A 14,102-nucleotide genomic window follows, 5' to 3' on the forward strand; every position below is an offset into this window, starting at 1 on the left:
AGGTTATTTTTCTTTAATTTATTTTATTTTTAAGGATTCTTCGAGATGTTGGGTTTTTGAATTGGAACGGTTAAATGCTTCAATCAGCTTGTAAGTTTCAGGAATTGAGGATTTAAATCGATCCAAGGTCTCTTCTGAGATATTACTTTTACTGAATGGCACCATTTTAACATACTCCTGAATTTCGTTTTCGGTTCTTCCGTATTTATAATCGTATGGGAAACGGCCGTTGTCGTCGATCTTAACATTCGGATTTTCAGAATTTGGCACACTGATATAGAATTCACTAGTGTTCATATCCCCGGAAGGGTTAAAGAGATTTTTCTCTTTCATATACACATATAATTCTTCGGCAACATTGACAGCAGGATCCACAATGGCGATGTCTTTTACCATGAAGTCGCGATAAATATATTTGCCCTCTTTTTTGTAATTATAAAGCTCATCCAAAACGGCTTTGATTTCCGAGGTTAAGTATGGATAATGCGTACATCCTAAAACAATGGCTTTTAAAGGTTGTGGATTTTTGGCAGTCCTGATTTTTTCCAACAAACTGACCACATGATAGCGCACATAGTTTTCAGAATCGTTGATTTGAAGGATCTGGCAATCGTCGGTGTCCTGATTATCACAAAGCATTTTGCCATGATCAAAATCGAAATTATAAATATCCATTAACGTCTTGTCAATGGAGAAATTAGGATCATTTAAGGAAGGCCCTCTGTAATCTTCACGAGGTTTTTTAGATTCTTTATTTACGAAGTCGGGCTCTTCATCAACAGCTTCCGCAATTCCGTGGCCGCCTTGGTTAAAGATTTGAATATTTCCGGTATAACCCAATTCGTCCTTAACTCTTAAAAGTGTATTCTCATAGCCTTTAGACAGAATGGTCCCAACGGTTGCCATCACGGCAATAGAGCCACTTTCATCTTTCTTAAAAGTAGATAAGGTACCACGAGCCCCGGCGTCAATCACGCCAATTACCTTTAATTCTATTCCTGTTTTATCTATAAAACCTTTGATAAACTCGCTGCCATAAGCTGTGGCCGTGTTACAGGCAATCACAATCGATTTTACAGGTTGTTTATCCTGCTGATATTGGGCATCGCCCGCTTCTCTATAATACTTATTGGAAAGCAAGAACTGCATGTCCTTAAGAATGTGTTCGATAAGCAAATCGGTTTTGTCTTCGCTAGAATAGTTGCCATAGGGCATGTTGGCTTGATCGGCTAAGTAGATGAATTTTTCTGAAATAAAATCAGGCACCGCATCGCCCCCTTTTTCTTTATTGTTATTATTGTGGCCGTCAAAATTGATCAAGGCATCCAATACGGTCAGCCCACCTGTCCCAGAATCAAAAACCCCTATTGGGAGGCTCCTGTCCATTTGAGGATAATTCTCAAAATTGACATAGTAAAACGAATCCTTATCCTCTAGGATAGTTGTTTCAATGGCACGATCGGCTTGGGCAGTGGGTTTATTTTCTACGACCTCCTTTTTCCCTGAATCTTTACAGGACAACCCAATTAGGACCAACAAAGCCCACAAATACTGACGTTTAAAGTGTTTCATTTAGTTTCAATTTATTAGGTAATGATTCATTAAGCCTGACTCAGCCTTAATTATTTCTGTTTATTTAGCTCTCTATTGAACATAAGGTTATAAAATTAACAAGTGTTTCTATATATACCTATTGTAGCACAAAAATATTTAGTTATTTAACTGTTTAATTGAGAATTCGCCGTTGAGAAATTAAATATCGCAACACTTCCCAAACACATGTGCGTTACGGATAAATTGTCTACTTATTTAGCTACTTTGGAAAGGAAGGCTTTGAGGAGAGATGTCGCAATCTGTTTATAGCCTATAAAAAAACCTGTAAATCATATCATTCACAGGTTCTAATAACTATTTCAAAAGGGAATACTTAGTATTTTATCTGGCTAAGCCGATGATAGCTTTCAATATAATCAAGGAATGCGGAAAGGTTCTTTCGCATTTTCAAACCGAATATCCTGCACTTACTTTCAACAGTAATTTCAGAGGCAAATGTGTTCTCTTCTTTGGCTTTCTTTTCGATTTTCACATGTCCGTTAGGAAAATAAATCGTTAGGTAGGATCCGTTCTCTTGTTGAAAAAAGCAAAATTCCTTTCGTAACCAATTGATGAATTGATCGTACTTATTAGAACATGGAAAGTCCATCTCCAAAAACCAATGGTGCTGGTTTATCTCCTTTAAATCTGTCTTGTCTGCCATCTTCAATATCCTTTTATACTTATGAAAAACACCATGACCGCTTCAGCTTTTTTACCTAAGCATCATCACTTGTCTTATCTAAACAACATTCACGCGCATGCTGTCATTTACATTTATTTTTGAAAATAAAGAAGTGATCATTTTATTTCCAAAATGCTTATAATCTTGAGCTTTCAGGGTTAAATCCTCAACTCTTTTTATAATAGTAGGAAAAAATTGATCTTTAGAATTTTGTTGTAGCTCCTCCAATGCGGTGGACGTACCAATGACAATGACACCGTCAATGCCGCCATTGCGTAAACTTTTCAAACATTCAATTTCGCCATTTTCAAAATTCAAATATTGCTGCACCACCACACGGTAGCCTTGTTTATAGGCCTCCATTTGAATGGTGTTCAACATACTCCCATAGATCATCGAGTCAATTTGAGGCACGATAACCGCAATGGTATTGCTTTTTTGTGAGCGTAAGGCAATAGCTGAATTGTTAGGCACAAAGTCATAACTCTCTGCCAACTCTTTAATAATCTGTCTCGTTTTGATACTAATATCTTTTTTGTCACGCAATGCCTTAGATACTGTGGACACAGAATAGCCACTCATTTGCGACAAGGTTTTCATGGTTACTTCCATCATATTTCTTTTCTTATAATTAATCCATGCCATGTTTTAGAAGGTGTCTACCGCAGCATGATGCGATAATTTCTTCAGACTAAAAATGCCATCTTACAAAAGCTTCCATTGCTGCATAGTGCGCTAAGCCCAGTTGGTCATAAAGTCCGGCAGTTTCTTTGTTTCTGTCTTCTGCACGTTGCCAAAACTCCCTTGCATCTGATCCTTGAAATACCACACCATCTTTTTGTGATTGGTGTTTAAATATGCCATGTCTTTTTTCCAATACCTGGTCTGGACTCATTGGTACAGCCATTTCAATTTCGTCGATACCCCATTCTTGCCATGCGCCTCTGTAAAGCCACACCCAACAATCTTTCATAAATGGTTTTTCTTTCAATCTTCTAACGGCCTCAAATACGGCATCCAAACAAACTTTATGTGTTCCGTGCGGATCTGCTAAATCTCCTGCAGCATAAATTTGATGTGGTTTGATACTCTCAATAATATCCACGGTCATTTGGATATCTTCTTCTCCTAACGGATGTTTATCAATAGTTCCGGTTTCATAAAACGGCATTTCCATAAAATGAATATGATCATCGTTCAAACCAACAAAATGACTGGTGGCTCTTGCTTCTCCTTTTCTAATCAATCCTTTGATATAGCGTGCCTCCGGGATGTCAATCTCACTTGGTTTTTTGTCCGTAAGTGATTTTACGACCTTTTTATAGATCTTTTCGGTGGCTTCACTTTTAATATCAAATTTGGCGTTGTAATCAATCACGAAATTCGCAAAACGCAAAGCCTCTTCATCCGCAACAGCAATGTTTCCTGAGGTTTGATAGGCTACGTGTACTTCGTGACCTTGCTCATGGAGCCTTTTAAAAGTTCCTCCCATACTGATAATGTCATCATCAGGATGCGGACTAAAAATCAAGACGCGTTTTTTACCTGGTTCTGCACGTTCCGGTCTATGGGAATCGTCAGCATTTGGCTTACCTCCTGGCCATCCTGTAATGGTATGTTGTAATTTGTTGAAAATCTTGATGTTGATGTCATAAGCCTGACCGAGTTCTGCCAAGAGATCACTCATTCCATTCTCTATATAATCGGCATCGGTAAGCATTAAGATCGGTTTATTGAGATGCATGGCCAATCCTAAAACGGCTTTTCTGATGAGACGATCTGTCCAGGTTACTTTTTCAACCAACCATGGCGCATTTATACGGGTGAGCTTTGATGCAGCTTCTTTATCCAGTACGAAAGTGACATTATTATGCTCTTGCAAAAAGGAAGCTGGTACCTGATTGGTGACCTGTCCTTCTGACGATATTTTGATAATGTTAGCTTTACTTTCACCCCAAGCCAAAAGGATGACTCGTTTAGCCTCCATAATTTTTTTAACGCCTAGAGTAATCGCTGTTCTAGGTGTATTGGACAAACCTGCAAAATCCTTACTGGCAGCAACTCTAGTAATATGATCTAAAGCCACTAACCGTGTTTTGGAGTTCTGTAAAGATCCTGATTCGTTAAATCCGATATGGCCATTACCACCAATCCCTAAAATTTGTAAATCTATGCCACCTAGTGCCTCAATTTTCTTTTCGTAGTCACTGCAATAACTGGCAATTTTATCTTTAGGAAGCGTTCCATCTGGGATATAGCAATTTTCAGGAAGAATGTCTACTTGATCAAACAACATCTTCTTCATAAAACGCACATAACTATTCACAGCATCTGGTTCCATTGGATAATATTCGTCCAAGTTGAAGGTCACGACGTTTTTAAAACTCAAACCTTTTTCTTTGTGCAATCTCACCAATTCAGCGTACAAACCTTTTGGTGAGGACCCCGTTGCCAAGCCTAAAATACAGGGTTGTTTTTGAGATTGCTTTACCTTAATAAGATCTGCTATTTCCTTTGCAACGGCTTTAGAGGCTACTTGAGAATCCTCAAACATAACCGTATTGATGTTTTCGAATCTTTTTTCGAAATCTGTTGCTTTATCGATTGTGCTTTTTAACATGTCCTAACTTATTTAATTATTAATGACTTCAATTTTATTTTCTAATATCCGATCCATAACCCATGCGGTGTGGGATGCGGTTTCTCCTGATGAGGGATGCACTGATGCTCCTGATAAATGCGCCTTTATATTCTGGACGTGGTACCATTGCACGTGCTCAGGATTGGCAATATCTAAACGTTCAGTTTTTTCATCACGTTCTAAAACTATCGGAACGTCTCCAAATACTGAAAAGCTAATATTTCCTTCATTTCCATATATTTTAACGACATCCTCTCGTTTCTCTGCTCCAAAATCCCAACTTCCAAATCCGGTAACACCCGAATCATGGACCCATTGCCCTTTAATCAGATCTTTGGCGGTATAAAGTCCTTGCCTATTTTCAGCCGTTCCTTTTGCAGATGTGATATTTCCTAACAGATGCACAAACAAATCCAATCCATGCGATGCCAAGTCGTCAAAATAGCCACCTGGAGCAATGGTAGCATCGGTGCGCCAATTATATGTTTTCGACTTGTCAATCTCATTGGCTGGTTTGGTAAAATGCCAATGTATGTGTCTAATAGTTCCAATTTTATTTTGATCAAGCCACTCCTTTACTTGTAAAAACCGTGGCAGTGATCGTCTGTAATAAGCCACAAACAATGGCAGATCTCTATCTTCAAATGCCGCATTAATCCTTAAGCAGGCCTCATAACTTGGTGCCATGGGCTTTTCAATGCAACATATTTTACCAGATTCCGCAACTTTTAAAGCATAGTATTCGTGCGAATCTGGTGGCGTAGCGATATAAATGGCGTCAATTTCTGGGTGATTGATAAGCGCATCTGCATCATCATAAAAATGAGGCACTTGATGCCTTTTGGCGTAATCTTCTGCTTTCTTAAGATCTCGTCGCATCACTGCAAAAAGTTCAAAACCTTCTGTTTTTTGATACGCAGGCCCACTCTTCAGTTCGGTCACGCTTCCGCAACCAATCATTCCCCATTTATATGTTTTATTCGCTTTCATTTAAAACACGTCATCTGCCTAAATTGTATGTATCTATTTTTTCCAACTTTTGATTTTGTGTCCCCAGACCGCAAAAAACAAAACGATAAAATAACACGGAATCAAAATCCAATAACTACTGGTTGATGCCGCTGATAATTCTGCAACATCTGTAACACCATTAGCCATCATCTCATGTTTTCCGGAATCAACCATACGGCCATATAATGGCGGTATAATAGCGCCACCGGAAATTGCCATGATCAATAATGCCGAGGCTGTTTTGGTATGTCTTCCTAAACCATCTAAAGTCAACGGCCAAATTGCTGGCCAAACCAAGGCGTTTGCAATTCCTAATGCTGCAACAAATAAAACCGATGTAAATCCGGAGGTAGACAAAATACAGAGACTGAAAACAATCCCTAAGATGGCACTGATGATCAAGGCCGTTTTTTGTTTGATGTATTTCGGAATTAAAAACACGCCTAAAGCATAGGTTCCTACCATAGCCATCAAGGTGTAAGTTGTAAACCATTTCGCATCGTCAGCCGAAATTCCCAGTGAAATTCCATAGGCGATAATCGTATCTCCAGCAATCACTTCTGCACCAACATAAACAAACAGAGCTAGAACACCCAACCATAAATGTGGATATTGGAAGATGGTTTTGCTGGTCTTAACTCCGTCTACTACAACTTCTTCTTCCTCAGCTTCTACGTGTGGTAGATTTGCTTTTCTAATAAAAAATGCAAAGATGAACAAGACCGCAGCCATCACAATATAAGGTGTGTGCACACTGTCCGCCATGGTATCTAACAATACATTCTTCTCGTCGTCTGAAACAGTTTTTAATTTCTCATTTACCTCATCGATTCCTGATAATAATAAGGCTCCAAAAATTACTGAGCCAAGAGCTCCGGCAACCTTGTTGGCAATGCCCATCATCGCCATACGTTTCGCACCACTTTCAATTGGTCCCAAAATAGTAATGTATGGATTAGCTGCAGTTTGACAGATGGTCATCCCGATACCTTGAATAAAAATGGCCAATAAAAACACCCAATAGGTTCGCGCATCAGCTGCTGGAATAAACACTAAAGCACCAACGGCCATAATTGCCAATCCTAAAGAGATCCCGTTGCGATACCCAATTTTATTAATAACATAGGATGCCGGCAAGGCCATAACCACGAACGAAATATAAGAGGCTGTTGCCACCAAATAAGATTGCGCTTCAGTTAACTCGTTAAGCGTTCTCATGAAAGGAATGAGCGCGCCATTAATCCAGGTTACAAATCCGAAAATAGCGAAGAGTCCTCCAATAATCAGAATTGGAACGAGATTGTTTTTTTGTGTAGTATTCATAAAGACAGGTTATCGGTTAGCGACTTATTAGTTATTGGTTAATTCGTTGTTATAACATGAATTGATTGATTTTATAATCTCAGTAATTGCCATTGCGTTTTAAACGCCCAACTTTTCAGAGAGACTCTGCAATAGCTTAAATTGATTTTTTGCACGATCTAAATTATGATCGGCATATTTTGTTTTAAAATAGATATCACCATTCAGATAATCGGTCAAAAATCGCAATCCTATAATAAAAATCATCGTTTTGGCGCCTAACGGTAAATATTTTAATTCGATTGGCGTTAGGTATTTCCCCATTTTCTTTAAAAATCCTTTGGTATAGGCGTTGTAATAATCGACGTTAAATTCTACAAGATCCAAGTTGGCTTCATCTTCTGCAGCCGTATTACAAATGGTACGGATGGCATCACCAAAATCATAATGTACAATTCCTGGCATTACAGTGTCTAAATCTATCAAACAAAGTCCCTTATCGCGCTTGTTGAACAACACATTGGAGATCTTGGTGTCGTTATGGGTGACACGTAATTTGATGTCTCCAGATTCTTTAAGATGCTGTAGAATATGCATTTCCTCTTTGGCATTCGCCACCAGTTCTATCTGAGCTTTCGCTTTTTCAAGTCGTTCTGGCGCTGCCTTTCGTTTTGCTTCTTCAAATTCCCAATACCTGAAAGGCATATCGTGGAATTTAGGAATGACTTCAGTTAATTTGGACGCGTCAAAATCGTTGGTCAAGGTCAAAAACTGGCCCAACAATCGACCGCCCTCATAGGCGATAGTTTCATTGGAGACACTTAAATGAGTGACGCTTTTATCAATAAAATGCATGAGATTCCAGTAATTTCCTTCATCACCTCTATAAAAAGAATCCCCAGATTTTGTCATATAAAATCTCAGGATGCGCCGGTTCTGTTTTTTTGGAGACAAATGACCAAGTTTATCCTTGATATGATTACTGATCAACATTTTATTTTCAATAAGTCCAGGGACGTCTTTAAACACCCCATGATTGATTCGTTGCAAAACAAAATAAGGCTTCTCCTTAGTCTTGATCAAATAGGTATCATTGATATGGCCCGAAGCCAATTCTTTATAGGAATCAAATTCAGCGTCGTGCTCAAACTGCCCAAAAATATATTTTAGTCTTTCTGCTATCATTTTACCATAGATTAGTTGGATACACGCCCTGTTCCTTTAATTTCGCGATAGCAGCTTCAACTCTTTCCTTATCTTCTAAATAAGTCACTCCAAACCATTGCGCGTCAGATTTTAAAACCTTTACACTCGCTTTTTTTGATCTCAGAATTTCATTGACCACGTAAGGAATAAAGAATTCTGCTTTAGGATTATTCTTGTTGACCTCTAAAAACGCGTCAAACAACTCTCCTCCAAACTCAAAGCATCTTGGTGTAAAACCCCAAAAGTTCATAGATACTATTGTATCGCCATCTATAGGAATGAATTTCCCATTGGCGTCCTTGCGCATAAGTTGCCCGTCAGTTTTTTCAATATGTGTGCGTTCTGTCACATCTTTCAAATAACCATGTTCATCCACTTCACATTCCCCTCTGGCCACATAACCATGATCTGAAACTGTATTTTTAAGCAGATAAGCCATCATATTGAATTCATAGGAATCTTTATCGGTTTCCGATAAGGTCTTGGCCATGGTCATGAACGCTTCCCTTCCATAAAAATCATCCGCATTAATGATGGCAAAATTTTCTTGCACAGCATCTTTCGCCATTAATAGAGCATGACCTGTACCCCAAGGTTTTGTTCGCTTAGGATCTCTATATTTTTTTGGAACGCTATCAAATTCTTGAAACACATAATCCACCTCAGCTTTCCCTTGTAGTTTTTTGCTGAAGATCTCTTTAAACTCGGCCTCAAAACTCTTTCGAATAATAAAAACAAACTTGCCAAATCCTGCCTGAAGAGCATCATATAGCGAAAAATCGATGATGGTGTCACCTTCTGGGGTAAATGGGTCCATTTGCTTTAAACCGCCATATCTGCTCCCCATCCCTGCTGCTAAAATGACTAATGTCGGTTTATTTGTTACTACCATGTGTTTTATTTTAATTCTTAAATCACCTCAATCGATTGAGGTTCGAATGGAAATTAATGTAATTTGGACCGAGACAACCGATTGAAATATGACAATCCTACTTTATAATTTTGAATTGCAACATAATTTTTCATAAATTGTGCTCGAACACAGTAATGCGAATATACACATCTCTTGTGTACTATACAAATGTGAATGATGAAAAAATACACCATAAAAGATATCGCTCAATTGGCGGGAGTTTCTAAAGGGACTATTGATCGCGTCATCCATAACCGCGGCAACGTGGCAAAGGATGTTGAGGACAAGGTCAAACAATTGCTTGCGGATATTGATTACCAACCCAACCTCATCGCTAGAAACTTAAAAAACAATCGGATCTATCAAATTGGGGCTTTACTACCCGATCCAAAAAAAGATGCGTATTGGGAGGTGTGTTCTGATGGTATTCAACAAGCCCTGTCCGAATTCAGCGCTTTTGATATTCGATTAAATACCTTTTTATTTGATCCCACCGATACGAAGTCGTTCATGGAACATCATGAACTTCTGTTAGATTCCGCTCCCGATATGATCTTAATGGTTCCTCTATTTTATAAAGAAGCCAAAACTGTCTTGGAACACTATAAAGCGTTGAATATTCAGGTGTGCACCTTTAACAATCAGATTGATGCTTCAATAGCCAGTTTTATAGGTCAGGATTTGTACCAAAGCGGACGGGTGGCCGCCAAACTCATGCATAGTATTATAGACAAAGGCGATATGGCCATCATCCATATTGATGAAAAATATAAAAATGCAGTGCACATGCAGGAAAAGGAAAAAGGTTTCAAAAGTTATTTTGACGATCTTGATGGTTTTACCGATGATATTTTAAAGTGCAAGATTAGATATACTGAAACTGAAGATAAACTGCGCGACTTTTTGAAAGACCATCCTAATTTGACCGGTATTTTTGTGACCAATTCAAAAGCTTTTCACGTGGCACGATTACTGGAATCTGAAAACAAAGGCCATATCAAGTTGGTAGGCTATGACTTATTATCGGAGAACGTCCATTACTTAAAAGATGGGGTGATCGATTTCTTGATCCATCAAAATCCCAGGCAGCAAGCTTATTTGGGTTTAAAATTTTTAATCGAAAACTTAGTGTTTGAAAAAGATATTCCGGGCAAGCATCTTCTCCCAATAGACATTATTAATTCAGAAAATGTCACGCCTTTTTTGAGAGCTTAAAATTCTCGAGTTTTAGTTTCCCAAAAGCTGATGCCGTATGAAAGTCTGGAGTTTCCGTTTGCGGATCTACCCAGGTAATCCAAGTTGGCTCAAACTGACCATTTTGCTTTTGATTGTATTTTGCTCGAAAAATTCCCGCTTCAATATGACCGTCATTTTGGATGAGCTTGAATCTTTTTAAGGCCTCCATAGAAATCGATAGTTCCACACTGAAAGAAGAAGACGTCATGTCGGATTTTATGGAAATATCCTGCTTTGGCCAATCCCACAGATAATCAAACACTCTATTTGGGCGTGCTATAAAATCCTGCAGCCTTGCCAACGGATCTATTTCAAGACAGTAATAAGGATCTAAGTGTTTATCAGATCTTAGAAACAGCTCCACACGATCGGAATTGTCCACACTTTTCTTTGTATCGTCCGTACTATCAATGTGCAATGAACTGTCATTCACTTTATAGGATACAAATAAATTCGTGCCGTCGTGCAAGGCTCTAAACTCGATATCTTCTACATCTTCAAAATGCCATGGTGATGAAAAATCATTTAAAACCATTGCTTTCTCCCATAACGGATGATTCGCCTTGCCGTTGATTTCCATATGATTGACATCAATCACCTTAACTTTATATGTTTTCATAATATTAAAATCCGAATAAACGTGATGCCCATAAACACAATTCGGGATTATGAGAATACCAAGATTAAAGTTACAATTATTGTCACAAATAAATGCATAAAATCACTCCCAACCTATATAACTCCGATTTAATAAAGCGTTCAAGTGATGGCCAATATCTTTCATCACTAAAAAATTAAAATCATTTTTAGACCATTATTTCTCTATCCTGTCAACATTCAAATCAGCTATAACGGCATCATTTAATTGCTAGTCAACTTCTAAAAAACAGGTTACTTATCACTCCACAATCTGACCAATAAAAGATGAGATCATCCTAAGAATAGGGATGACAAATTGATATCAATAAAAATATAATTCAATACATTTGCACCGAATTTTGGCACCTAGTTCATAAGTGTCAGGAATTTCAATTCTTTAGTATTTCAGAAGTATGGAACAATTTTTTTATGATAATTTCGGCGTCAGTGAGAACACGCTCAACTACGTGATTATTCCGTTATTAATATTTATCGCAAGGATTGGGGACGTCTCCATATCTACCATTCGAATCCTGTTTGTGATGAGCGGCAAAAGGAATATTGCGCCATTCTTAGGGTTCTTTGAAGCGTTGATTTGGCTATTGGCCATCGGGCAGATCATTAGCAATATAGATAACGCCTTATCCTATGTTGCCTATGCCAGCGGCTTTGCAGTGGGAACTTTTGTAGGCATGTACATTGAGGAAAAACTTGCCATTGGCCGGGTCGTTTTAAGATTGATCACCAAAGAACCAGTGCACGAACTGTTGACTTTTTTGAGCGATAATAATTATCGTTATTCCATTTTGGATGCTGAAGGGAAAACTGGAAAAGTCAACGTGGTATTCTTGGTTTTAAAAAGAGAAAACTTAAAGCATTTAACTGAAGCCATCAACAGATATCATCCAAGTGCATTCTATACTATAGAAGGCGTGAAAATGGTAAACGAAGTCAATCTCATTGATGATAGCCCGAGACAAATTGGCTTTTGGGGTTTACAACTAAAGAGGAAGTAATACAAGGATAAGAACGCATCCGATTCGGTCTTCTTATTTAAAAAACTTGAGCGAAAATCAGTTCGCAATACCAGATTTTTTCAGTTTTGTGAGCTTTTCCTTAAAATCAATGACGCGATAAGGAAATTTTGATGCGAGGTTTTCTTGTTCATTCGGGTCATTTTTCAGATGAAACAATTGTGGTTCCATTTGAAAACCGGTTTCAATGATAGGTCCCCATGGCACTAATTTTGGACCATCTATAGGCTCAATATATTTCCATTCGCCTTCAATATAAGATAAAGGGCCTCGAATACTTTCTTGTATCAGTGCGGTTCTTCCAATGGTATTTTCGCCTAAAAGAACATCTAAGGCATTTTGACTATCAATGACATCCTCATACACTTTATCCACACCCGCCAAAGCTGCGAACGTCCTTAAAAAATCTACCTGACTCACAAGAGCCCTAGAAACCGTTCCTTTTCTATTACCATCTGGCCAACGAATGATTAACGGTACTTTTGTGCCGCCATCGTAGGCGCTGTATTTACCACCACGCAAACCTCCCGTAGGTTTATGGTTCCCCAACAATTCTCTGGCTTGATCCTGGTATCCATCATCTATAACGGGACCATTATCACTAGAGAAAATGATGATCGTGTTGTCCAATAAATTTTGTTCCTTAAGTGTATTGACAATTTCATTGACGGTCCAATCCAATTGCAAAATAACATCACCTCTTGGTCCCATTCCACTTTTTCCTTGAAACATGGCGTTGGCCACTCTTGGTACGTGAATGTCGTGAGTGGAAAGAAATAAAAAGAAAGGTTGCTCTTTACTTGAATTGATAAATTTCTTGGATTTATCAACCAATTCCATAGGAATGGTCTCGTCATCCCACAAAGCGGCCTTTCCACCTTGCATAAATCCAATTCTGCTAATGCCATTAACGATGGTATGGTTATGGCCGTGAGAAGGTTTCATGGTTAACAACTCTGGATTTTCCTTGCCTGTAGGCCAATTTCCAATCTTTTCTTTATAACTCACTGAAATGGGATCATTAGGATCCAAGTTGACCACATGATGGTTTTCAACAAACACGCACGGAACTCTATCGCCAGTTGCAGGAATCAAATACGAATAATCAAAACCAATTTCCAAGGGTCCAGGACTGATTTTCCCATTCCAATCTGGTCCGTTTTCATCGCCCAAACCTAAATGCCATTTCCCAACAACTCCCGTTTTATAACCAGCACTTTTTAAAACACCCGGTAAAGTAGTCCTTTTGGTATCTATTAAAAGGGATTCATCTCCTCTTGCCACCTCAGTTCCTTTTTTACGCCAGGCATAATCTCCTGTTAATAATGAATATCTTGATGGCGTACAGGTTGCGGCTGTGGCATAGGCATTGGTAAATAAGATGCCCTCATCAGCCAATGCATCTATAGCGGGCGTAGAAACTTCTGTCGCGCCATAACTACTGAGGTCACCATAACCTAAATCGTCAGTGTAAATGAAAACTATATTGGGCTTTTGTTGATCCTTAATGGTAGGTGCTGCATCCGATTTATTTCCTTCGGATTTATCCTTACAACCAAAGATCATAAAAGCAAGACATATGAAAATTAAATAAGACTGGTTTTTTAAGGTCATAATTAATATTTAAAAGAGTTTTAAACCTTTCACTTGAAGATCTTGAGCTGGAAGAAGGTAAAATCGCAGTTCAAAAAATTCGTTGTTGTTGGTTTTAAAACACCAAGATATTAATTTTTCATGGGCTCAAACCTTATTGTATTTAGATTTCATAGACGTGGCTGGGAATCCATTTGAATCCTTATCTAAAAATGAAGATGTTATAAATGAGATGGATTAAAAAAACTC

General features: G+C 38.3%; 12 protein-coding genes. 2 read left to right on the top strand and 10 right to left on the bottom strand.

Annotation, left to right across the window (positions count from 1 at the left end; translation table 11 throughout):
• Positions 1-18: 18 nt before the first annotated feature.
• From ESZ48_RS12520 to ESZ48_RS12555, 8 genes are all read right to left on the bottom strand, one after another.
• Positions 19-1,572: a glutamate racemase gene (locus ESZ48_RS12520; RefSeq protein ID WP_129017835.1), complete on the bottom strand. Its 1,554-nt coding sequence runs from the start codon at positions 1,570-1,572 to the stop codon at positions 19-21.
• Positions 1,573-1,927: 355 nt separating this feature from the next.
• Positions 1,928-2,257 (bottom strand): hypothetical protein, encoded by a 330-nt coding sequence (locus ESZ48_RS12525; RefSeq protein WP_129017836.1) that lies wholly within the window; start codon positions 2,255-2,257, stop codon positions 1,928-1,930.
• 78 nt (positions 2,258-2,335) lie between these two features.
• A complete protein-coding gene (locus tag ESZ48_RS12530) occupies positions 2,336-2,923 on the bottom strand; it encodes a LacI family DNA-binding transcriptional regulator (protein ID WP_129017837.1) in 588 nt (195 codons plus the stop codon).
• Between the two features lie 46 nt (positions 2,924-2,969).
• Entirely contained in the window at positions 2,970-4,898 is a 1,929-nt protein-coding gene (gene nagB, locus ESZ48_RS12535; protein ID WP_129017838.1) for a glucosamine-6-phosphate deaminase, read from the bottom strand.
• Positions 4,899-4,910: 12 nt separating this feature from the next.
• A complete protein-coding gene (locus ESZ48_RS12540; RefSeq protein ID WP_223266443.1) occupies positions 4,911-5,909 on the bottom strand; it encodes a Gfo/Idh/MocA family protein in 999 nt (332 codons plus the stop codon).
• A 33-nt stretch (positions 5,910-5,942) separates the two neighbouring features.
• On the bottom strand, positions 5,943-7,253 hold the full coding sequence (locus tag ESZ48_RS12545; protein ID WP_129017839.1) for a sugar MFS transporter: 1,311 nt from the start codon (positions 7,251-7,253) through the stop codon (positions 5,943-5,945).
• Positions 7,254-7,352: 99 nt separating this feature from the next.
• On the bottom strand, positions 7,353-8,417 hold the full coding sequence (locus ESZ48_RS12550) for a phosphotransferase enzyme family protein (RefSeq protein ID WP_129017840.1): 1,065 nt from the start codon (positions 8,415-8,417) through the stop codon (positions 7,353-7,355).
• A 1-nt stretch (position 8,418) separates the two neighbouring features.
• Entirely contained in the window at positions 8,419-9,330 is a 912-nt protein-coding gene (locus tag ESZ48_RS12555; RefSeq protein WP_129017841.1) for a nucleotidyltransferase family protein, read from the bottom strand.
• 195 nt (positions 9,331-9,525) lie between these two features.
• Between ESZ48_RS12555 and ESZ48_RS12560 the strand changes: the two genes are divergently transcribed.
• Entirely contained in the window at positions 9,526-10,566 is a 1,041-nt protein-coding gene (locus tag ESZ48_RS12560) for a LacI family DNA-binding transcriptional regulator (RefSeq protein ID WP_129017842.1), read from the top strand.
• Here the strand turns inward: ESZ48_RS12560 and ESZ48_RS12565 are convergent.
• Positions 10,544-11,206, bottom strand: coding sequence for a carbohydrate-binding family 9-like protein (locus ESZ48_RS12565; protein WP_129017843.1), 663 nt, complete (start codon positions 11,204-11,206; stop codon positions 10,544-10,546). The genes ESZ48_RS12560 and ESZ48_RS12565 overlap by 23 nt on opposite strands.
• A 433-nt stretch (positions 11,207-11,639) precedes the next feature.
• Between ESZ48_RS12565 and ESZ48_RS12570 the strand changes: the two genes are divergently transcribed.
• Positions 11,640-12,242, top strand: coding sequence for a DUF2179 domain-containing protein (locus ESZ48_RS12570; protein WP_129017844.1), 603 nt, complete (start codon positions 11,640-11,642; stop codon positions 12,240-12,242).
• Positions 12,243-12,299: 57 nt separating this feature from the next.
• Here the strand turns inward: ESZ48_RS12570 and ESZ48_RS12575 are convergent, their stop codons facing one another.
• Positions 12,300-13,874: a sulfatase family protein gene (locus ESZ48_RS12575; RefSeq protein WP_223266444.1), complete on the bottom strand. Its 1,575-nt coding sequence runs from the start codon at positions 13,872-13,874 to the stop codon at positions 12,300-12,302.
• Positions 13,875-14,102: the final 228 nt, after the last annotated feature.

Source organism: Gelidibacter gilvus, from assembly GCF_004115975.1.
GTDB lineage: Bacteria > Bacteroidota > Bacteroidia > Flavobacteriales > Flavobacteriaceae > Gelidibacter > Gelidibacter gilvus.